We start from the raw sequence: 20,291 nt of genomic DNA on the forward strand, positions 1-20,291 counted from the left end.
CCACGCTAAAGAAAACCGCCGCGCGGCCGCTCACAGGGTCGATGGGGTGGCTTGCCGCTGCACCCCGCCCCCGTACCAAGGAGGTTCTGATGCGCCACTCCCCCACCCCGGCCCCCGACGGAACAGCCAGCGATGCCACCCTGCTGGAAGGGCTGCTGCAACTCGCCGTGGAAGGCCATACCGACGACCGTCAGTTCCAGCAGATCGGCGAGGAAGTCTTCACCCGCCTGTTGGATACCTATGGCGTAGACACCGCCTCACGGTAACCGCCAGACCCCGAGGGTAGAGCCGACTTCAGTCGGCTGACGTTGCACGCGCTCCGCCCTGGTAGAGCCGACTTCATTCGGCTGACGTTGCACGCGCCCTGCCCTGGTAGAGCCGACTTCAGTCGGCTGATGTTGCACGCGCTCCGCGCAGCCGACTGAAGTCGGCTCTACCGCTGTTTCCTGCCCAGCCGACTGAAGTCGGCTCTACCGCTGGTTTCTCCGCCCAGCTGACTGAAGTCGGCTCTACCGCTGTTTCCTGCGCAGCCGACTGAAGTCGGCTCTACCCGCACGCGTGTCAGCCGACGAGGCCGAAGCGCGGGTTCGCCAGCTCGGTCAGGAAGTGATTGAAGATGCTGGGCTGCATCGCGAGCATGAACAACACGCCGAACGCGGCGCCGGCCAAGTGGGCACTGTGGTTGACCTGATCGCCACCGCGCTTGTCCATCCAGATGCTGTAGCCGACATAGAAGACCGCGTAGAGGATCGCCGGTGCCGGGATGAAGAACACGAAGATGCGCGTCCACGGGCTGAGCAGGATGAAGGCGAACAGCACCGCCGACACCGCGCCCGATGCACCCAGGCTCAGGTAGTTCGGGTTCTTCTGGTTCTTGATGTAGCTCGGCAGGATGGAAATCACCAGCGCCCCCAGATAGAAGGCCGGATACGTCAGATAGCTGCCTGACAACCGCACCATCAAGCCTTCGATCTGACCACCAAAGAAGAACAACGTGATCATGTTGAAGATCAGATGCGGCCAGTCCGCATGCAGGAAGCCATACGTGATCAGGCGGTCGTACTGACGATGACGGTCCACCGCCGGCGGCCACAGGATCAGCCGGTCCGCCAGCTTGCGGTTGTTGAATGCCATCCAGGACACGATGACGGTGATGGCGATCAGGAGAAGATTTACGGGCGTCATGTCAGGCTCAGGCAGCGCGGTAGTTGTCGACCATGCGGTAACGGCGTGCATACCAGCCGAAGGCCAGTGCCGCCACGAACGCAAAGCCGGCGAAGAAGAACATCAGGAAAGCGGCTTCGCTCAAGCCCGTGCTGGCAATCCGATGGGTCACCGTATCGTTGCGCACTGCGGCGTTGGACAGCAGCACCCACAGGTTGCCGATCGTCGTGGTCAGGTTCCAGAAGCTCATCACCACGCCCTTCATCGCCTGCGGGGCCTGGCTGTAGGCGAACTCCAGGCCGGTGGCCGAGACCAGCACTTCGCCGAAGGTCAACAGCGCATACGGCAGCATCTGCCAGAAGATGGACATCGCGTTGCCGCCGTCCATCACCACCTGGATGCCACCCACCACGATCCACGCCAGACCACTGAAGGCGATGCCCACGGTCATCCGGCGCAGCGCGGTCGGCTCGAAACCGAAGCGACGCAGTGCCGGGTACAGCACCAGGTTGTTGAACGGGATCAGAATCATCACCAGCAGCGGATTCAGCGCCTGCATCTGCGAGGCGGTGAACCAGCTCGGCATCTCCATCTGCTGCCCCTGCAGCACCCACGTGGATGCTTTCTGGTCGAACAGCGAGAAGAACGGGGTGGTCAGCGCGAAGATCACCAGCACGCGCAGGACCGAGCGCACGCCCTCCACCGCCTCGGCCGGATGCACGCTGCGTGCGCGATCCAGCTGCATCCACGTACCGCCGCCGATGCCGGCCAGGATGGCCACCAGCGCCAGGCACAGGCAGATCACGATGCCCAGCGATCCCACCAGGCCGAACGAGGCGACCGCGAGCACGATGCCGGCCACCGCAATGGCCAGGCCGGGGCGACCGCGGCCCGGTACGCGCGCGGTCAGTGCCGTGCGCACCACGTTGGAGAAGGAATGCGGGTCCTTCGGCGGCAGCGGGGTCAACACGTAGCGCTTGCGCCCCAGCCAGAACACGAAGGTCGCGATGAACATCAGGATGCCGGGGATGCCGAAGGCCCACTGCGGGCCCCAGTTCTTCAGCACCAACGGAATCAGCAGCGAGGCGAACAGCGAGCCGAAGTTGATGATCCAGTAGAAGGCATCGAACACCAGTTTCGCCAAGTGCTTGTTGCTCTGGTCGAACTGGTCGCCCATGAACGAGGCAACCAACGGCTTGATGCCACCGGCACCGAGCGCGATCAACCCAAGCCCGAAGAAGAAGCCTCCGCGGCTGCCTTCAAACAGCGCCAGGCACAGGTGCCCCAGGCAGTAGATGAGGCTGAACCACAGAATGGTGTGGTACTTGCCGAAGAACTTGTCGGCCAGCCAGCCACCGAGCAGCGGGAAGAAATACACGCCGATCATGAAGCTGTGCATGATGTCTTTGGCCTCACCGGCGCGCCCTTCCGCGGTGAGCTCCTGCAGCAGCAGCGAGGTGATGAGGAACTGCACCAGGATGTTGCGCATCCCGTAGAAACTGAACCGTTCGCAGGCCTCGTTGCCGATGATGTAGGGAATCTGGCGCGGCATGGTGCCCTTGCCGGCGGGGGCGGCTGCGTTATGGCTCATCCTGTGATGCTTTCCTGCGGACACGAAAGCGCCAAGGTTACCGGAATGGGCCAGCCCTGCGCACGCTGCAGGGCTGCATGACACGCGAATGGAAGCGTGGCAGGCGCAGCTATGGTAGATCCGGGGTCACGATACCTGCACGGCACAAGCGTAAACTTATCGTTATGCGCGCCCTGCCCTCCCCTGTGTTGCTCTGCCTTGGCCTTCTGCTGACTCCGTTGGCATTACGTGCGCAGCCTGCCGCGTCCGCGCCGGTTCCCGAGCTCACTGTGGCGACCCTGCATCTTCCCGCACAGGATGATCCGGCCTGGCTGGCGCGCCGGGAGGCCATCGCGCAGTTGCTGTCCACGCTGCGGCCGGATGTCATCTCGGTACAACAGGTACTGCAGGAGGGTCGACGCAATCCGGCCTGCTGGTTGGCCAGCCGCCTGCGTTACAGCTGCGATTTCATTACCGCCGATCCGCCCAGCCAGGCAGAACGCCATGGCAGTGCGCTGCTCAGCCGCCTGCGGGTCGAAGAAGACGGGGTGACCCTGCTGCATCCGCCGGGACCCTACAGCGCGGCCGGCATGATGCGGGTGGCACTGGGCGAGACCCAGGTCAACATCTATGCGGCGCGGCTGCGTACGGATCCGGACTCGGCCGCCAACCGGCAGCACCAGGCCAACGACCTGATGGCCTGGATCGCGGCCACGGCGGAAGGACATCCGAGCCTGATCGTGGGCGACTTCGGCGCAGGCAGCAGTGAAGTGGTGCGGGGTATGCCCGGATTCCAGCCCTCGCGGCGAAATCCGTCCGCGCATCCGGACAGAAACAATGGCAGCCAAGGCAGCCATGGCCTGGATGTGTTGTTCCAGGTGAAGTCGTTCAGCGGCCGGCGTCAACAACGCGTCGACCTGGCCGCGGAAGGCGAGCAGCCCCTGCTGCCGCTGGGCGTCATGGCGGTGCTGAGGCTGCAGAGTCCGGCAGGCTGATGCATCGGCAGTGACCCTCGCTGCCCCACAAGCAACAAAAAAGGGCCGCGCATCGCTGCACGGCCCCTGCGTTTCACCCAGCAACTGCGATCAGGCGATCGCGGCCTGGTAACGGCGCTCGACTTCGTTCCAGTCGATGACGTTGAAGAACGCGCCGATGTAATCCGGGCGACGGTTCTGGTACTTCAGGTAGTACGCGTGTTCCCACACGTCCAGGCCCAGGATCGGCGTGTTGCCTTCCATCAGCGGGCTGTCCTGGTTGCCGGTGCTTTCCACCACGACCTTCTTGTCCGGGGTGACGCTCAGCCACGCCCAGCCGCTGCCGAAACGGGTCAGCGCGGCCTTGGTGAAGGCGTCCTTGAACTTGTCGAAACCACCGACATCGGCGTCGATCGCCTTGGCCACGTCGCCCACCGGATTGCCACCGGCATTGGGGGCCATCACGGTCCAGAACAGCGAGTGGTTGGCATGGCCGCCGCCGTTGTTGCGCACCGGGCCCTGCAGGTTTTCCGGCAGCGACTTCAGCTTCTTCACCAGCTCTTCAACCGGCAGATCGGCGAACTCGGTGCCTTCCAACGCGGCGTTGACGTTGTTGATGTAGGTCTGGTGATGCTTGGTGTGGTGGATTTCCATGGTGGCCGCATCGATATGCGGTTCCAGGGCATCGTAGGCGTAGGACAGCTTGGGCAGGGTGTAGGCCATGGTGCATCTCCTTGTAACTTGGGGACCCGGCGACTGCCGGGCGGTGCGCAGTAAAGGATGGGGACAGGCGTGAAGATTACCAAGTGGGATGTAAAGGAAACTTCGTCCTGCAGGTGACCGTGGTGCGACAGCCGCCGTCTCATCCCCGGTGCAGCGGACAGACGCTACGATATTCCCCTTCCTCCCTTTCTCCGTCGCCACCATGCGCAACCCCCGGCTGTTGATCACCGCCATCGGCCTGCTGCTGCTGGGCCTGATCGGCAATCACTACCTGCAGCGCCCGGCCAAGCCGCAGTTCGCGCCCTCCTTGTCGGCGCCTGGCGCACCGGCCGCCTCCGATGCAAAAGCGAGTGGCAGTACGCACGACGCGTTGCCGTCGTTCCTGCCGCGCGAGGCGCGGGACACCATCGCGCTGATCCAGCGCGGAGGCCCCTACCCGCATGCGCAGGATGGCAGCACCTTCGGCAACCGCGAGCAGCAGTTGCCGCAGCGTCCGCGCGGCTATTACCGCGAGTACACGGTGCGCACGCCTGGCTCCTCGAACCGTGGCGCGCGCCGCATCATCACCGGCGGTGATCCGCCAGACGGCTGGTATTACACCAGCGACCACTACGCGTCGTTCCGCAGCTTCAGCGTCCCGGCGCGGGAGACCACACGATGAGCCAGGATGCATTCGGTCTCGGCCTGCACGACATCAACAATGCCGGCGTCTATGCGATAGCCGAAGGCGACGAAGCGGCACTGGCTGCGGCGATGCGCGATGCCGGGTTGCAGGTGCGCCGCATCGATCTGCAGGGTGTGGCAGACAAGCGCACGTTGCTGGCGCGGCTGTCGGCCCAGCTGGATTTCCCGGCCGGCTTCGGTGGCAACTGGGATGCGCTGGCGGACAACCTGCGTGACCTGCAGTGGTTGCGCTCGAAAACGGGCCATGCCCTGTTCTTCGACCGCATCGACGCACTGCGCGCACAGGACAGCAAAAGCTTCGACACGTTGCTGGATATCCTGGACGAGGCCAGCCAGTTCTGGCTGGGGCAGGATGTGCCGATGTGGGTGTTTCTTTCCGCCGCGCCGGATCCCAACGCCGGGTGACGGCACCCGCGTGTGCGTCGGTAGCGCCGAGCCGTGCTCGGCGGAACAGCAAAGGCGCCGCGCTGCGCGCTCGCCGAGCGTGGCTCGGCGCTACACCGACCCCGATCACCGCCGCCCGATGACGGCACCCGCGTGTGCTCCGGTAGCGCCGAGCCGTGCTCGGCGGAACAACCAAGGCGCCGCGCTGCGCGCTCGCCGAGCATGGCTCGGCGCTACACCGACCCCGATCACCGCCGCCCGATGACGGCACCCGCGTGTGCTCCGGTAGCGCCGAGCCGTGCTCGGCGGAACAACCAAGGCGCCGCGCTGCGCGCTCGCCGAGCGTGGCTCGGCGCTACACCGGCCTCAGCCCCGCCGCCCGATGACGGCAACCGCGTGTGCGTCGGTAGCGCCGAGCCGTGCTCGGCGGAACAACCAAGGCGCCGCGCTGCGCGCTCGCCGAGCGTGGCTCGGCGCTACACCGGCCTCGGCCCCGCCGCCCGATGACGGCAACCGCGTGTGCGCCGGTAGCGCCGAGCCGTGCTCGGCGGAACAGCAAAGGCGCCGCGCTGCGCGCTCGCCGAGCGTGGCTCGGCGCTACACCGACCCCGATCACCGCCACCCGATAACGGCACCCGCGTGTGCTCCGGTAGCGCCGAGCCGTGCTCGGCGGACCAACCAAGGCGCCGCGCTGCGCGCTCGCCGAGCGTGGCTCGGCGCTACACCGGCCCCGGTCCCGCCACCCGATAACGGCACCCGCGTGTGCGTCGGTAGCGCCGAGCCGTGCTCGGCGAAACAACCAAGGCGCCGCGCTGCGCGCTCGCCGAGCGTGGCTCGGCGCTACACCGACCCGATCACCGTAGCCAGGTAGTGACGGCCGCTGGCCGTCAGCGGCTGCCGTTGTCTTCCTGCAGCTCTTTCTTGAACGGGATATCCGGCGGCGGGCGGGCGATGGCGGGCTGCTCCTGCATGTTCGGATCGTTCAGGCCGCAGCCGCCACCGAACTGCAGCACCGAGATGACGCACGATATCTTCGTGCTCGTGCCGGGAATCGGGATCTCCACCGACTGCACCCCCTTGCGTACCCACTCCGCCAACAACGATTCCTGCGGCACCCAGTACTTATCGAACGAGGTCGGCGTGTAATCGTACGGCGGCCGTTTCAGCCACGTACCAGAGGCGGCGATGCGCTCACGCGACCAGCCGTCGCTGTCACCGCCTGGCGCGCCACGTTCGCTGTCGCCCTTGCCGTCCTGGCCCGGCACGCGGGTGCTGCCATCGGCGTTGAACAGACCGTCGCCCTTGCCGGCCGCGCGGCCCGCCTGCGCGCCCGCTGGAGCACCGGCCTGGTTGCGATTGGACGCGCCCCAGTCATCGCCGCGCGCCGGTGTCGCCCAGTTGCCCGGCGTCGGGCTGGGCTGAGCGCCAGCGCGGGACGGCGCAGCGGCAGCACGGTCACCTGTGCGCTGCTGTGCAGCGGTCTGGGAGGCGGCATTCGATGACGACGACGAGGAGGCGGATGACGCGGCAGGCGATGGGCGTGACGGGGACGGCGCCACTGCGTTGGCCACGCTGCGCTCGCGCACCGCAGCCACAGCGGCGGGGCGCGGCTGCACTACGGGCTCATTGCCCTTCAGCGTCGGCAGCGTGATGGTCGGTGCCGTCACCGTCGTGACCTCGCGCTCGCGCACAGGGGCAGGCTCACGCACCGGCACGCGAACGGTCACCTCGGCCGGGGCGACACGCACGGGCGTCGGTGCCTGTACCGGCAGCGTCACTTCCCGCTCGCGCACCTCCGGGACGGTGCGGGTCACCGGTCGCGGACGCACCTCGGTCGTCACCGTGGGCACGGCAGGCGTGGGCACGGACAGTGGCCGCACCTCGCGCTCGCGCACCGTCGGCGCGACCTCGCGCGGTACGACCGTGACCTCGGTACGCGGCACGGTGACCGGCGGCACGATGAAATCGGTTGTCGGCTCGACCACCGTGGTGGCCTGCACAGGGGGAGCGGGATCGGCCGGCACAGGCGGAGCGGGCGCAGGCTGTGGCGGCAACGGTTGCGTCTCGGCCGGCGATGCTGCCGAAGCAGACGCCGGGGCGGTCTCGGCCGGCGGCGGGGACGCATCGGCGGCAGCGTTCGAAGCAGGCGACGGCTCAGCCGCGGACTGCGCTGCGCTGGCGGCGGCGGCCGCAGCGGGATCGCCACCCGACTGGTCTCCTCCGCCTTCCTGCGCGCCCTGCCCGACGAACTCGACCTGCACGCGCTCGCCATCACCGCCCTGTGTTTCAGGCGTAGGCGACCGCACCAGGGCGACCCACAGCAGCAGGAATGCGAAGAGCAGATGCAGCAGGACACTGACGGCCGCCGAGGTCCAGCGCATCCAGCGCTGGTCGCGGGGTGCCGGTTCCCATTGCTGCCACGCCAGCCGACGCAGGGCCGTCCACGCACCGAGTTGCGGCAACCGGCCGGGCGATGCCGGCAGCGGGCGTGGTACCAGGACGGCGACAATCTCGCGTGCATGCAGCGGACGCGGCAACGGAGACAACGCACGGAACCAGATCGCCCAGCCATAAGGCAGGCGGGTCTTTTTCTCCAGGATGGGCGGCTCCTGCTGGCGTGCCAGCAGGGCGTCGATCAACTGTGTCGCCCGGGCTGACGGCACGCAGCGGGCGTCAGGCGGCGTTGCCGCGGGGGATGTACGGCGCCTGGCCACTTTCGTGGTCGGTGGCGTCGCGCACTGCGGTGATGCCCGGCACGCGGCCCATCAACGTCTTTTCAATGCCCTGCTTCAGGGTGACATCGGCCATGCCGCAGCCCTGGCAACCGCCACCGAAACGCAGCAGGACGACCCCTTCGGCCGACACCTCCTGCACCGCGACCTTGCCACCATGCGAGGCAAGCTGCGGGTTGATCTCGTTCTCCACGACCCAGTGCACGCGTTCGACCAGGGAAGCCGCATCGCCGGGCGCTTCGCCCTTGATGCGCGGCGCCTTGATGGTCAGCTGCTGGCCGCCGGCCGCACCGGTGACGATGTCGATCTCCGCGCCATCCAGCCAGCCCACGCTGTCTGCGGCGACGTACAACGTAAAGCCATTACAGTCCACGGCCCACTCATCGCCCTGCAGGTCGCTGGGGTCAGCGAACTCCAAGCGCGCGTCGGCACGCGGCGTACCGGGATCGACCGCGCTCAACCGCACGCCCATTCCGGGCACGCCTTCGCGTTCGATCAATCGACTGAAATGGGTCTGGGCAGTGTCGGATATCTGGATCATCGGGCTATTCTAACCAAGTACCCTGTCAGGCGATCATTTCGCGCTCATTCGGTTTATACACCTGACCGCGCACTGTTCAGTCAACTTTTTCATACGTGGAGCGTCCCATGAACGACCTGGTCCCCTTGGCACAGGCCCACTGCATCCCGCGCCGCGGCAACGAACACCGCTTGGGCCAGGCCCGGGTGACGGAACTGCTGCCGCAGATCCCCGGGTGGGAACTGGTGGAGAACGGCCAGGCCCTGCAGCGCACGTTCCGTTTCAGCGATTACCACCGCACGATGGCCTTCGTGAACGCGCTTGCGTTCGTGGCCCACCGTGAAGACCACCACCCGGACCTGGGGGTTCATTACGACAGGGCCGTGGTGCGCTTCTCCACCCATGACGTGGGCGGCCTCAGCGAAAATGATTTCATCTGCGCCGCCAAAGCATCGGCCCTGACGGAGTGAGCCCCATGAAACTGCGCCTGTTGATCGTCCCCTTGACCACCGCGGCGCTGTTGGCGGCGTGTGGTGGCACCGGCACCGCGGATGCGCCGGCTGCACCCCGTACGCCCCCGACGGAGGTGGCCGCGGTGAAGACCCCGCCGCCGCAATACCCCATCGAGCTGGCCTGCACCGGCGTCGGTGGCACCAGCACGCTGAAGGTCGTCGTCGGCGTTGAAGGCAAACCGACCGAAGTGACCGTGCTGACCGGCAGCGGCAATGCGCAGCTGGATGAAAACGCCCGCACCGCCGTGCTGGCGTGGCAGTTCAATGCGGCCAGCCGCAACGGCCAGAAGGTACCGGCGACGATCCAGGTACCGGTCAGCTTCAACCCGCCCGAACCGCGCCCCACCGAATGCTTCGCGGTGGAAGAGCGCCTGCGCCGCGGCGGCTGACGTCCTTTCCTGACACCCAAGGCCAGCCAGCGCCCGCCTTCCCTGCCCATTGCGCCCCGCCTCTGCGGGGCGCGCACTCCCTGAAGGATCGCGCTGGCCCATGTTGCAGATTTCCACTGAAAACGTCTGGATGGCGCTGGGGGTCACCCTCGCCGCCGGATTGGCGACGGCCCTCGGCAGCCTCATGGTGCTGTTCGCCAAGCGGCCGAACCCCCGGCTGCTGGCATTCGGCCTGGCATTCGCCGGCGGTGCCATGGTGTATGTGTCGTTGTCGGAGATTCTCAACAAGTCCATCGACTCGTTCACCCAGGCCTACGACGCGCGACTGGGCTTCACCTTCGGCACGTTCGCCTTCCTGCTCGGCATCCTGCTGATCATGGGCATCGATCACCTGATCCCGAATCCGCACGAAAGCCTGGACAAGAAAGACCCGGCCTTTCGCGACGACAACAAGGCCTACATCAAGCGGGTCGGGCTGCTGACCGCCGTTGCGATCACCGCGCACAACTTTCCGGAAGGCCTTGCCACGTTCTTCGCGACGCTGGAAAGCCCCTCGGTCGGGATGCCGCTGGCCTTCGCCATCGCCATCCACAACATCCCGGAGGGCATCGCGATCGCAATCCCGGTGTACTTCGCCACGCAGAACAAGTTCTATGCGTTCGCCGCGAGCCTGCTGTCCGGCCTGGCCGAGCCGATTGGCGCGGCCATCGGATATTTCCTGCTTTCCGGGTCACTCAACCACGCGACCTTCGGCTGGGTGTTCGGCCTGATCGCCGGTGTGATGGTGTTCCTGGCCTTGGACGAGCTGCTGCCGGCCGCGAAGCGCTACGCCAAGGGTCACGAAACGGTCTACGGGCTGGTGGCGGGCATGATGACGCTGGCGTTGAGCCTGGTGCTATTCAAGTGGTGAGTGGGTAGTCGAACGGGCAAGAGGGCACGTCATCGCATTCGCGCTGCCGCTCCCACGCTTTGCTGCGCAAACCGCGGGCCCCGTCTCACCAGCACCCACACCCCCCCGCCTCCCGCCCGCCCCTGACTCAGGGGCTCCCTCCACCAGACGGGATATCTTCATCGGTAGCGCCGATCCATGGTCGGCGGAGGGTTTCCGCCAACGGCCCGCTGCGCTCGCCGACCATGGGTCGGCGCTACCGCTTTTCTCTTTTTTCATACGCGGCGGGCGGCCACTGAACCTGTCAGGGGGCCGGGCGGTGGGGCTGGGCGGGGGCGTTGAGCGCCATGGATGGCGCGAAACGAGGCCTGCATGGATGCGGCTCTTGCCGTCCCCCGACCAGTCCCAGCGCCCAGCCCCAAACACGCAACCTGCTTCAAACCGTCCGCCGCGAGGGGCTCCGGCGTTCGCTGATCCCTACTTCAGCCGATCCAGCGCCTCGACCAGCTCCTCGGCCAGCGGCGCAGTGAGCAGATAGGGCGTCTTACCCGCGTCCAGCGAGAACTCCAGCGACGCGGCGTGCAGGAACAGCCGCTTCAGCCCGATCTGCTCACGAAAGCGCTTGTTGACTGCAGGATCGCCGTACTTGTCGTCACCGGCTACCGAATGCCCGAGGTGCTGGGCGTGCACGCGGATCTGGTGGGTGCGGCCCGTCTCGATGCGCACCTCGCAATAAGAATGGCCACCGCGACGCTCAAGCACCTTGAAGTGGCTGATGGACTCCTTGCCGATCGCATTCACCTGCACGTGACGCTCCCCGCCCTGCCGCAGGCCGACGTGCAGCGGCGCATCCACGGTCATCGTGCCATCGGGCATGCGCCCGACCAGCAGGGTCAGGTACTTCTTGCGGATGCCCGCGCCATGGTCTTCCCGCAGCAGGGCCTGCAGCTCGCTCAGTGCCGAGCGCTTCTTGGCCACGATCAGCAGGCCGGAGGTGTCACGGTCCAGACGGTGCACCAGCTCCAACGTCCTGCCCGGGCGCAGGGCCCGCAAGGTCTCGATGGCGCCGAAGCTGATCCCGCTGCCGCCGTGGCTGGCCACGCCCGACGGCTTGTTCAGTGCGAGCAGGCGCTCGTCCTCGTAGACGATGGCCTGTTCCAGCCGCCGCATGAACGATTCCGGCGGACCGGTCTTGTCGCCCTCCTCGCTGAGATGAACCGGCGGGATGCGGATCACCTCACCGCCCTCCAGCTTGCGCTCGGCCTTGGCGCGGCCGCCATTCACCCGCACCTGGCCGCTGCGGACGAGCTTGTAGACCAGGCTGCGCGGTGCGCCCTTCAGTTGTCCGAGCAGGAAATTGTCCAGCCGCTGTCCCGCCCGGTCATCGGGAACGGTGATCATGCGCACGGAAGGCTTGTCGGAATTGGGGCTTGCGGGGTCTTGAGCAGTCATCAGCCTGTTTATTCTGTTACACTCGGGCGGCGAGATAAGGGATTGATTTCGTTGGAAGTTACTCCAGGCCAGAAGCCTGTCTTCCGACGAATCCGGCACAGTGCGCGACCACCGCCCCCGGGGCGGCCATGTTAGCGGCTCATCGGCACTCCCGGCCATCGCCGATTGCCTGACACGTAATCGCGCTGAACATGTCCCGCGTGGCGCTCCAGTTTTGGCTGACAGCTGCCGCCGGTCCCGTACTACCAAAACCAGATAAGAAGAGCGCTCCCGCGGCCTGCCGTGGTGTCGTAGCGCTGGAAACCCGGGCCTCCCTCCCCGCGCCTGCGCGAATGGGCGGCCAGCCGTGTCCAGAGGCGAAACTCCATGGCGTTCCGCGCGGTAGCCGCTTGCGAGGAACGCAACAATGAAGCGAATGCTGATCAACGCTACGCAGGCTGAAGAGCTGCGCGTCGCCATCGTGGATGGCCAGTCGTTGTATGACATCGACATCGAGCAGCCGGCCAAGGAACAGAAGAAGTCCAACATCTACAAGGGCCGGATCTTCCGCATCGAGCCCTCGCTGGAAGCGGCTTTCGTTGAATACGGCGGTGGCCGTCATGGCTTCCTGCCGCTGAAGGAAATCTCCCGCGATTACTTCCAGGCCGGTGTGGACCACAACAAGGCCGGCATCAAGGAGCTCCTGCGCGAAGGCCAGGAAATCGTGGTGCAGATCGACAAGGATGAGCGCGGCAACAAGGGCGCCGCCCTGACCACGTTCATCTCGCTGGCCGGCCGCTACATGGTGCTGATGCCGAATTCGCCGAGCGCCGGTGGCGTGTCGCGTCGCATCGAAGGTGAAGACCGCGCCGCCCTGAAGGACGCGCTGGACAAGCTGAACATTCCCGACGAAATGGGCGTGATCATCCGTACCGCCGGCGTCGGCCGTGATGCCGAAGAGCTGCAGTGGGATCTGGATTACCTGCTGAACGTGTGGCGCGCCATTGCCGAAGCCGCACTGAGCAAGCCGGCCCCGTTCCTGATCTACCAGGAATCGCGCCTGATCGTACGTGCCCTGCGCGATTACCTGCGTGCGGACATCGGCGAGATCCTGGTCGATACCGAAGAAATGTACGAGCACGCCCGCGAGTTCATGCAGCAGGTGATGCCGCAGACCCTGCGCAAGCTCAAGCATTACACCGACGACATCCCGCTGTTCAACCGCTTCCAGATCGAATCGCAGATCGAGGGCGCCTACGAGCGCAACGTGCGTCTGCCGTCGGGCGGATCGATCGTGGTCGACCAGACCGAAGCGCTGACCGCCATCGACGTCAACTCCTCGCGCGCCACCAAGGGCAGCGATATCGAGGACACCGCGTTCCAGACCAATCTGGAAGCGGCTGACGAAGCGGCCCGCCAGTTGCGCCTGCGCGACCTGGGCGGTCTGGTCGTGATCGACTTCATCGACATGTCGTCCAACAAGCACCAGCGCGAGGTCGAGAACCGCCTGGCGCAGGCCCTGAAGTACGACCGTGCCCGCGTGCAGGTCGGGCGCATCTCGCGCTTCGGCCTGCTGGAAATGAGCCGCCAGCGCCTGCGTCCGAGCCTGGGCGAATCCAGCCAGCTGGTCTGCCCGCAGTGCGACGGCCATGGCCGCATGCGCAGCGTCGAATCGCTGTCGCTGTCGATCATCCGCGTCGCCGAAGAGCACGCGATGAAGGAGAACACCGGACAGGTGCTGGTCCAGGCCCCGGTGGAAATCGCCAACTACCTGCTCAACGAAAAGCGCAGCGCATTGCGTGAGATCGAGGCGCGTCACGAAGCCCCGATCGTGATCGTCGCCGACGAGCAGCTGCACACGCCGCACTACACCGTCACCCGCCTGCGTGAGAACGAGCTGGGTGAAGAAAGCGGCAAGCCGAGCTACCAGCGCGGCACCCCGCGCAAGCTGCCGGTGCATGCCCTGACCAAGGGCCAGCTGAACATCCCGCCGCCGGCCGTGACCCAGGTGCAGCACAACTCGCCCGCCCCGATCCGCGACGAAGCCGCACCGCAGCCGACCCCCGCGCCCGTCGCGGCTCCGGTTGCTGTCGCACCGGCCGCTACCGGCGGTGTGGTCGGCTGGTTCAAGCGCATCTTCGGTGGTGAACCGGCCGCCGCGCCGGCGCCGGCACCGGCCGCGCGCTCGAACGGCAACGACAGTGGCCGCAAGGACCGCAGCGGCAAGGATCGCAACGGCAAGGACCGCAAGGACCGCCGTGATGAAGGTCGCAACGGCGCGGCAGCCGGCAACGCTGCTGCACAGGGCCAGGGTCGCAACAAGGACCGTGGCGAGCGCGGTGAACGTGCCGAACGCGGCGAACGCCGCCAGGGCAACGCACAGGGTGGCAATGCACAGGTCGCCGCCCAGCCGGTTGCCGGAAACGGTAACGGCAATGGCCAGCAGCAGCCCAAGCAGCGCCAGGAACAGGGCAAGCCGCGTGGCGAACGCAGCGAGCAGGCCGCAGGCCAGGCGCCCGCACAGGGCCAGCAGCAGCCGAAGGTGAAGCAGCCGCGCCAGCCGCGTCAGCAGGATGGCGAGCGTGCCAATGGCGAGAAGCCGCAGCGTGATGCGGCCGAGCAGATCGACACGGCCGCCATCGCCGCCACCGTTGCGACCGCGACGGCAGGCGTTGCTGCCGCATCGACTGCCGCCGACCCGTCCAGGCAGGACGTGGCGGCAACGCCGGTCATGCCGGCCGCACAGGACATTGCTGCGGTTTCCCATGCTGTTGCCGACAACGCAGCGGACACGGACGAAACCAACACGGTCACCCAGGCCGACGGCGAACTGCCGCCCGCCGGTGATGAAGGTGCAGGCGAAGGCGGCTCGCGTCGTCGTCGTGGCCGTCGTGGTGGTCGTCGCCGTCGTCGTGGCAATGCCGAAGGCACCGCCACCGATTCGCTCGGCCAGGATGATGCGGACGAGGATGACAACGAGGACGGTGACGTCGCCCAGGGCGCTGAGGCGCAGGACGGCGATTCGGCCGAACCGCGTGCACCCAGGTCGTCGCGTCCGCAGCCGGAGTTCGACTTCGATGACGAAGGCGATGCGCCTGCGCCGGCCGAGCGCGAGAAGCGTGCGGCTGCGGTGATGACCACGGCGGCGATCGTGCCGGTCGCGGCCAGCCCGGCAGCCAGCAGCGCACCGGTCGCCTTCGTGGCTCCGGCCGCGCCGAAGGTCGAGGCGCCGAAGGAAGTAGCACCGAAGGCTGAACTGCCCAAGGTCGAGACGCCGATCGTTGCCGCAGCTCCGATGGCCCCGCCCGTCGCGGCCGTCGAGGCACCGAAGGTCGAAACGCCGGTCGAGGCTCCGAAGGTGGAGGCTCCGAAGGTGGAGGCTCCGAAGGTTGAGGCTCCGAAGGTTGAGGCTCCGAAGGTTGAGGCTCCGAAGGTCGAGGCCCCGAAGGTTGAGGCCAGCAAGGTTGACGCCCCGGTGGCTGCTGCGACGCCGGCAGCTGCTACCGACACCGCCCCGACCTGGCAGCCGGCACCGTCGGCTCCCGCCCACGTGCCTGCCGCCGAACCGGAAGCCGTCAAGCCTTCGCCGGTGGCATCGCCTGCCCCGGTGCAGACCACCATGCTCGACGCGGTGAACGCACCTGCCGCCCGTGCGCCGGTGGCTGCACAGGAAGCTGCCGCGGTTGCACGTCCGGTCGCCAGCACGCCGGCCGTCCAGCCGACGGTTGAGCCGGCTGCGGATCCGCTGCCTGCAGCGGTCGCCACCCCGGCCGTGGTCGAAGCCGTTGCGGCTGCCGAACCGGCGATCCTGGCCGGCGGCACCGACGCCGCCGAGCAGGCCGCGATCGTCAGCCAGACCAACGCACGGGCTGCCGACGCGGATGAAGAGAAGGCCAAGCCGGACAATCTGCCCCAGGGCTGATCTCCAGCGGTGACGCAAACGAAAACAGCGGCCTTCGGGCCGCTGTTTTTTTGTGGCCGGCGCAGCCGATATCCCCGGTAGAGCCGACTTCAGTCGGCTGGGCGCATTCCGTTGATAGAGCCGACTTCAGTCGGCTGGGCGCATTCCGTTGATAGAGCCGACTTCAGTCGGCTGGGCGCATTCCGCTGGTAGAGCCGACTTCAGTCGGCTCATGCTGCAAGCCGACTGAAGTCGGCTCTACCCGATGTTCAGCCGACTGAAGTCGGCTCTACCAAAAGATCAGCCGACTGAAGTCGGCTCTACCCGCGGCTCTACCCGGCGCTCAGCGCGGGGGATCCGGCGCGAACTGGAGGCGCGTCCACACGCCATAGTGATCCGATGCCCAGCGGCCGCCTTCGTCGGGCGTGTCGAACAGGATCCGCGCCTCGCGCGCCAGCATCACGTCCTGCTGGAAGAAGATATGGTCGATCCGCGACGGCGATTGGAAGTAGTGGCGGTTGAGCGTGCTGACCGTGCTCAGGTCATTGTTGACGTGCACGCTGCCGTAGCTGTCGCCGTAGTGGCTGCGCAGCTCGCTGAGATCGCCCGCGTCCACCAGTGCATTGAAGTCACCGGCGATCACCACCGGCGCACCGGCCGAGGTGGCGCTGATGAAACGCAGCAGGTCTTCCACCTGCTCGCGACGGATCCGCTTGCCTGCGTCGTCCGCCCGTTCGTTGAGGTGCGTGGCGTAGACGTTTACCGGCCGTCCGTCCACATCGATGCGGATATGAGCCACCGTGCGGTAGTCACCCAGCGGCGCCAACAGGTGCTCGCCACGCGCCAGTACCGGACGCCGCGTCAGCAAGGCATTGCCATAGCGCTTCACCGACCCGACCGGATCAGTGGAAACAAACTGGTAGCTGTAACCGAGTTTCGCCGCCAGCCATTCGGCCTGGTTGCGTACGTCGCGCTTCTGGATGACCTCCTGCAGTGCGATCGCATCGGGCTGCAGGCGCTTCAGTTCGGCGAGGATGGTCTTCCGGCGTTCCGGCCAATCCTCGCGATCATGATGCAGGTTGAAGGTCACCATGCTCATGCCCGCATCGCGCATGGCGTCGCCCGCGACGGTGGGGTTGGCTGCAGCGAGGGCGCGCGAGGGCGGATCTGCCGCTCCTGCAGCACAGGGCAGCAGCAACGCCAGCCCCACCACACCGCCCAGCGCGCGTCCGACGAGCGGGTGCGCGACCTTCATTTCCCTCACCCGCATGCTGTTACCCCTTGCGCTCGGCCCGGCGAACGGCCGCCGGGACCTCGATCTCGATCTTCGCCGGCACCTGGTGCACGTGCAGTTCGCCGTCAACCCAGTGCACCGGCTCGCCATTGAGGGTGGCCGCACCGGGCTCACCGGCATACGGCCAGGGCAGTACCAGACCGCCGGCGGGCGGCACGATGCCGGCACGCACCTCCAGCACCAGTTGCTTGTCGCTGCGCTGCAGGCGGTAGTCCAGCTGGCCCTGCGGCGTGCGCAGGCCCTTCACCGCGATGCCCTGCCCTTCGAACCAGCGCACCGGGACGCCGGCAGCCAGCACCAGCGACTGATCGATGTCACGGTTGTAGGCGAACATGTCCAGCGCGGAGCGGACGAAGTCCGATGCCACCCAGGCGTGCGGCAGGTCGCCGACAAAGAACGGCTTGCGCGGGGTGCGCGAGACGACTTCGGCCCATTGGTTCCAGGCCTGCGGTGAGCGATCCTTGAAGAAGAATTCGGTGGCCTGCCAAGCGCGGTCGCGCCAGCCCAGCCGCACGAAGGCCGCCACATTGCGCCATTCGTAGGGGGTGTAATCCTTCCACTCGCGCGTGCCGTCGCGACGCGCGACGAACTCGGTCCAGTAGCGCTGGAAGGTGTTGTCCAGCTGCGGCTGCGGCAAGCGACCCTGCTCGCCGCCCGGTGCCAGCGCGATCGTGGTCGAGGTGGCGTCGAAGTCGCCCAGCTCGGCCGAACCGGGCAGGTAATCGATGTGATGCTGCTCCATCGCCGAATACAGCGACGCCTGCAGGTCGGCGCGGAACTCATCGCGCGCGCCGGTGATCGCCAGCACTTCCATCTTCTGCAGATGCTCGGCGATGATCGCCGCGTCCTTGTAGCCACGCAGCGCCCAGAAGTTGTCCCAGTACGAGTGCATCGGCTTGGCCGAATACCCTTCGTGGCTGATGGACGCCGGCATCATGCCGTAGAACGCCGGATTGACTGCGCGGTTTTCTTCCGTGCGTTCGCTGGCGCGCAGACGCTCCATGTAATGGAAGGCGCCGGCCACGTGCGGCCACATGGCCTCGAGGAACGCGTCATCGCCGGTGTAACGCCAGTACTCGGCGATGTTGTAGATCAGCTCGCCATGGCTGTCGTTTTCCGGTACCGGATCGCTGCCGCGGTCGTCCACGCAGCACGGCACCTTGCCGTTGTCGAACTGGAACGGGGCATACCACTGCACGTAATCGCGCACCGCATCGCTGCGGCCCATGCGCAACAGGCCTTCGGAAATCATCGCGCCGTCGCGGATCCAGCTGCGTCCGTAGGAACGCGTGCCGGGCTGCAGGCGCGGACCGACGCGCGATATCAGCATGTGGGCCAGCGCTGTGCGCAGGGTATCGGCCAACGGCTGGCCTTCGCGGGGCAGCTGCAACTGCAGGCCGTCCAGCTTCTGCCGCCACATCGTCGCCACCTGCGCCTGCGCCTTGCCGGCATCGAAGCCGCGCGGATTGAAGTTGCCGACCTGCGGCAACACCAGCGCGATCTCGCGGCTCTGGCCCGGCTCGAGCTTGATCGTGTACAACAGCGCGCCGGACGCCATGCCCGTCGGGTCCTTGACCGAGGTGGTCGTCGGCAGCTTGCCGTCGGCCAGGTGCATCACCTCCAGCTTGCCGTCGAACGGGGTGGCGAAGCGTGCGTCCGGCACCTGCAGCGGGTACAGCCGCGGCTCGCCGTTGACCTTCACCAGGCCCTCTTCCACGTCCAGACTGTCGATCCGGCTGAAGCCACCCACCGTATTGAGGAACTGGGTGGGCGGGTTGACCTGCCACGGACGGATCGCCAGCGCGAGCGTGTACTCGTGGGCCACCTTGTCGGGATTCTTCAGCGAGTAACGCGCTACCAGCTGCGAAGCATCCGGCGTGCCCTGCACGAAGCCGGTGACCGCCAGCGATGCCTTGTCATGCTGCCAGTCCACGCTGGCCACGGGCAGGTAGCCGTCCTGCAGTGACTGGATCGTCGTGGTGTCAGCCCAGCTGATCAGCTTGCCGTCGAGTTTTACGAAGGGCTCGACACTGAAGCTGCCGCGTGCCATTTCGAGCGCGCCGTCTTCGCTGATCAGCGCCTGTTCGCGGCCGCCGTCCAGGCCCAGCAGGGTCCACGTCGGCTGCTCGCCCACATAGGCACGCGGCAGTGAACCGCGCGGCAGATCAGCCGCCACCGAGGACAGGAACGCGTTGGGCGTGGCGGCGAACGCCAGCGGCTTCAGTGCGATATCGCGGATGCCGTAGCGCCAGTTCGGGCCGCCCTGCAGGTCGAAACGCAGGTAGCGGGCATCGGTTTCCGGCAGGGCCAGCCAGTCACGGCCGCCACTCCCGGCAGTGACTTCGCGCACGGTGTGCCAGTCACGTCCATCCTGCGATGCGCGCACGGTGTAGCGCGTGGCCTCCAGGCCGGGCAGCCAGTCGATCACCGCCCCGCCGACTTCGCGCGGCTTGCCCAGGTCCAGGCTGATGGTCTGCTCCTTGACCCCGCCACTGACCCAGAAGGTATCGGATTTACCGTCGATCATCCGGTCCTGCAGCGCAGTCGCCGTATCGGTCAGCACCTGCGGATGCAGCGGCGAATCATCCTGCGCGGGCAAGCCCTGCAGGGTGAGCTTGTCGAAACAGACCGAGCCCCGACCACCGACCTTGCTGTAGACGGTGAACTCCATCGCCGCGCTGCGCTTGAGCTCCTTCTCCGGCGAAGGGCCCCATGCCTTGTCGATGTGCCGTTTGCGGAATTCCACCGGCGTCCACGCCTTGGGGAAGCGGTAGGCCGGGCGGTTGACCCACCAGACGTTGTCGCCGCTGGCGTCGATCAGCTTGAACTGCAGGTCGTTGGACGGCGAATCACCGCGCAGCTGGAAACCGAACCGGTAGTTGGCCGGGTACTCGATGTTCAGCGCGCGGCGCACGCCGACGTAGCCGGACACGTCGTGAAAATCGTAATCCAGGCACATCGCACGCCCGCCGCCCGCACCGGCGACGTTGCGCAGGGAACCACTGACCTGGTCGGACAGCACCAGTTTCCACTGGCCCATGTCGTCGAAATCATCGATGACCTTCGGTGCAGGTGCGGCAGGAGGCGGGGCAGCAACTGCCACGCAGGACCACAACAACGCCAG

At 66.8% G+C, this 20,291-nt stretch carries 16 protein-coding genes; 8 read left to right on the forward strand and 8 right to left on the reverse strand.

Features of this window, described 5'->3' with window-relative positions; translation table 11 throughout:
• Positions 1-89: 89 nt before the first annotated feature.
• Positions 90-266 carry a hypothetical protein gene (locus IFT65_RS10295; protein WP_192081378.1) on the forward strand — a complete coding sequence of 59 codons (177 nt, stop codon included), beginning with the start codon at positions 90-92 and terminating at the stop codon, positions 264-266.
• A 295-nt stretch (positions 267-561) separates the two neighbouring features.
• On the opposite strand, the gene IFT65_RS10300 is transcribed toward IFT65_RS10295, so the two are convergent.
• Both IFT65_RS10300 and IFT65_RS10305 read right to left on the reverse strand, forming a co-directional pair.
• Positions 562-1,185 (reverse strand): rhomboid family intramembrane serine protease, encoded by a 624-nt coding sequence (locus IFT65_RS10300; RefSeq protein WP_192081379.1) that lies wholly within the window; start codon positions 1,183-1,185, stop codon positions 562-564.
• Between the two features lie 7 nt (positions 1,186-1,192).
• On the reverse strand, positions 1,193-2,755 hold the full coding sequence (locus IFT65_RS10305) for an oligopeptide:H+ symporter (RefSeq protein WP_192081380.1): 1,563 nt from the start codon (positions 2,753-2,755) through the stop codon (positions 1,193-1,195).
• Positions 2,756-2,919: 164 nt separating this feature from the next.
• Here IFT65_RS10305 and IFT65_RS10310 point away from each other — a divergent pair, with 164 nt between their 5' ends.
• Complete coding sequence (locus IFT65_RS10310) at positions 2,920-3,729, forward strand: endonuclease/exonuclease/phosphatase family protein (protein ID WP_192081381.1); 810 nt, start codon at positions 2,920-2,922, stop codon at positions 3,727-3,729.
• Between the two features lie 90 nt (positions 3,730-3,819).
• Here the strand turns inward: IFT65_RS10310 and IFT65_RS10315 are convergent, their stop codons facing one another.
• Positions 3,820-4,431 (reverse strand): superoxide dismutase, encoded by a 612-nt coding sequence (locus IFT65_RS10315; RefSeq protein ID WP_188326852.1) that lies wholly within the window; start codon positions 4,429-4,431, stop codon positions 3,820-3,822.
• 202 nt (positions 4,432-4,633) lie between these two features.
• Between IFT65_RS10315 and IFT65_RS10320 the strand changes: the two genes are divergently transcribed.
• Both IFT65_RS10320 and IFT65_RS10325 read left to right on the forward strand, forming a co-directional pair.
• Positions 4,634-5,092, forward strand: a complete 459-nt coding sequence (locus IFT65_RS10320) for a ribonuclease domain-containing protein (protein ID WP_192081382.1) — start codon at positions 4,634-4,636, stop codon at positions 5,090-5,092.
• Positions 5,089-5,520 (forward strand): barstar family protein, encoded by a 432-nt coding sequence (locus IFT65_RS10325; protein ID WP_192081383.1) that lies wholly within the window; start codon positions 5,089-5,091, stop codon positions 5,518-5,520. Before IFT65_RS10320 ends, IFT65_RS10325 begins: the two co-directional genes overlap by 4 nt.
• An 866-nt stretch (positions 5,521-6,386) precedes the next feature.
• Here the strand turns inward: IFT65_RS10325 and IFT65_RS10330 are convergent.
• Both IFT65_RS10330 and IFT65_RS10335 read right to left on the reverse strand, forming a co-directional pair.
• Positions 6,387-8,138, reverse strand: a complete 1,752-nt coding sequence (locus tag IFT65_RS10330) for a hypothetical protein (RefSeq protein ID WP_197974085.1) — start codon at positions 8,136-8,138, stop codon at positions 6,387-6,389.
• Between the two features lie 34 nt (positions 8,139-8,172).
• Positions 8,173-8,772: an NfuA family Fe-S biogenesis protein gene (locus tag IFT65_RS10335; RefSeq protein ID WP_188326848.1), complete on the reverse strand. Its 600-nt coding sequence runs from the start codon at positions 8,770-8,772 to the stop codon at positions 8,173-8,175.
• Between the two features lie 107 nt (positions 8,773-8,879).
• Here IFT65_RS10335 and IFT65_RS10340 point away from each other — a divergent pair, with 107 nt between their 5' ends.
• The 3 genes from IFT65_RS10340 (at position 8,880) to zupT (ending at position 10,562) form a co-directional block, all read left to right on the forward strand.
• Complete coding sequence (locus IFT65_RS10340; protein ID WP_188326847.1) at positions 8,880-9,221, forward strand: 4a-hydroxytetrahydrobiopterin dehydratase; 342 nt, start codon at positions 8,880-8,882, stop codon at positions 9,219-9,221.
• Between the two features lie 5 nt (positions 9,222-9,226).
• Positions 9,227-9,652: an energy transducer TonB gene (locus tag IFT65_RS10345; RefSeq protein WP_192081385.1), complete on the forward strand. Its 426-nt coding sequence runs from the start codon at positions 9,227-9,229 to the stop codon at positions 9,650-9,652.
• Between the two features lie 100 nt (positions 9,653-9,752).
• The gene (gene zupT / locus IFT65_RS10350) at positions 9,753-10,562 is read left to right on the forward strand and encodes a zinc transporter ZupT (RefSeq protein ID WP_188326845.1); all 810 of its coding nucleotides are present in this window, start codon (positions 9,753-9,755) and stop codon (positions 10,560-10,562) included.
• Positions 10,563-11,018: 456 nt separating this feature from the next.
• On the opposite strand, the gene IFT65_RS10355 is transcribed toward zupT, so the two are convergent.
• Positions 11,019-11,993, reverse strand: a complete 975-nt coding sequence (locus IFT65_RS10355) for an RluA family pseudouridine synthase (protein WP_188326844.1) — start codon at positions 11,991-11,993, stop codon at positions 11,019-11,021.
• A 406-nt stretch (positions 11,994-12,399) separates the two neighbouring features.
• Between IFT65_RS10355 and IFT65_RS10360 the strand changes: the two genes are divergently transcribed.
• Positions 12,400-15,894, forward strand: a complete 3,495-nt coding sequence (locus IFT65_RS10360; protein ID WP_192081386.1) for an Rne/Rng family ribonuclease — start codon at positions 12,400-12,402, stop codon at positions 15,892-15,894.
• Positions 15,895-16,216: 322 nt separating this feature from the next.
• Here the strand turns inward: IFT65_RS10360 and IFT65_RS10365 are convergent, their stop codons facing one another.
• Both IFT65_RS10365 and IFT65_RS10370 read right to left on the reverse strand, forming a co-directional pair.
• Complete coding sequence (locus IFT65_RS10365; RefSeq protein ID WP_192081387.1) at positions 16,217-17,143, reverse strand: endonuclease/exonuclease/phosphatase family protein; 927 nt, start codon at positions 17,141-17,143, stop codon at positions 16,217-16,219.
• Between the two features lie 4 nt (positions 17,144-17,147).
• Entirely contained in the window at positions 17,148-20,270 is a 3,123-nt protein-coding gene (locus IFT65_RS10370; protein WP_342365881.1) for a discoidin domain-containing protein, read from the reverse strand.
• Positions 20,271-20,291 lie beyond the last annotated feature (21 nt).

Source organism: Stenotrophomonas sp. CFBP 13725 (assembly GCF_014841935.1).
Classification (GTDB): Bacteria; Pseudomonadota; Gammaproteobacteria; order Xanthomonadales; family Xanthomonadaceae; genus Stenotrophomonas.

Coding starts and splice junctions, on each gene's coding strand:
- IFT65_RS10335 (WP_188326848.1), bottom strand. CDS start 8,772: ATGATCCAGATATCCGACACTGCCCAGACCCATTTCAGTCGATTGATC.
- IFT65_RS10320 (WP_192081382.1), top strand. CDS start 4,634: ATGCGCAACCCCCGGCTGTTGATCACCGCCATCGGCCTGCTGCTGCTG.
- IFT65_RS10360 (WP_192081386.1), top strand. CDS start 12,400: ATGAAGCGAATGCTGATCAACGCTACGCAGGCTGAAGAGCTGCGCGTC.
- IFT65_RS10355 (WP_188326844.1), bottom strand. CDS start 11,993: ATGACTGCTCAAGACCCCGCAAGCCCCAATTCCGACAAGCCTTCCGTG.
- IFT65_RS10325 (WP_192081383.1), top strand. CDS start 5,089: ATGAGCCAGGATGCATTCGGTCTCGGCCTGCACGACATCAACAATGCC.
- IFT65_RS10340 (WP_188326847.1), top strand. CDS start 8,880: ATGAACGACCTGGTCCCCTTGGCACAGGCCCACTGCATCCCGCGCCGC.
- IFT65_RS10310 (WP_192081381.1), top strand. CDS start 2,920: ATGCGCGCCCTGCCCTCCCCTGTGTTGCTCTGCCTTGGCCTTCTGCTG.
- IFT65_RS10305 (WP_192081380.1), bottom strand. CDS start 2,755: ATGAGCCATAACGCAGCCGCCCCCGCCGGCAAGGGCACCATGCCGCGC.
- IFT65_RS10315 (WP_188326852.1), bottom strand. CDS start 4,431: ATGGCCTACACCCTGCCCAAGCTGTCCTACGCCTACGATGCCCTGGAA.
- IFT65_RS10295 (WP_192081378.1), top strand. CDS start 90: ATGCGCCACTCCCCCACCCCGGCCCCCGACGGAACAGCCAGCGATGCC.
- IFT65_RS10345 (WP_192081385.1), top strand. CDS start 9,227: ATGAAACTGCGCCTGTTGATCGTCCCCTTGACCACCGCGGCGCTGTTG.
- IFT65_RS10365 (WP_192081387.1), bottom strand. CDS start 17,143: ATGCGGGTGAGGGAAATGAAGGTCGCGCACCCGCTCGTCGGACGCGCG.
- IFT65_RS10300 (WP_192081379.1), bottom strand. CDS start 1,185: ATGACGCCCGTAAATCTTCTCCTGATCGCCATCACCGTCATCGTGTCC.
- zupT (WP_188326845.1), top strand. CDS start 9,753: ATGTTGCAGATTTCCACTGAAAACGTCTGGATGGCGCTGGGGGTCACC.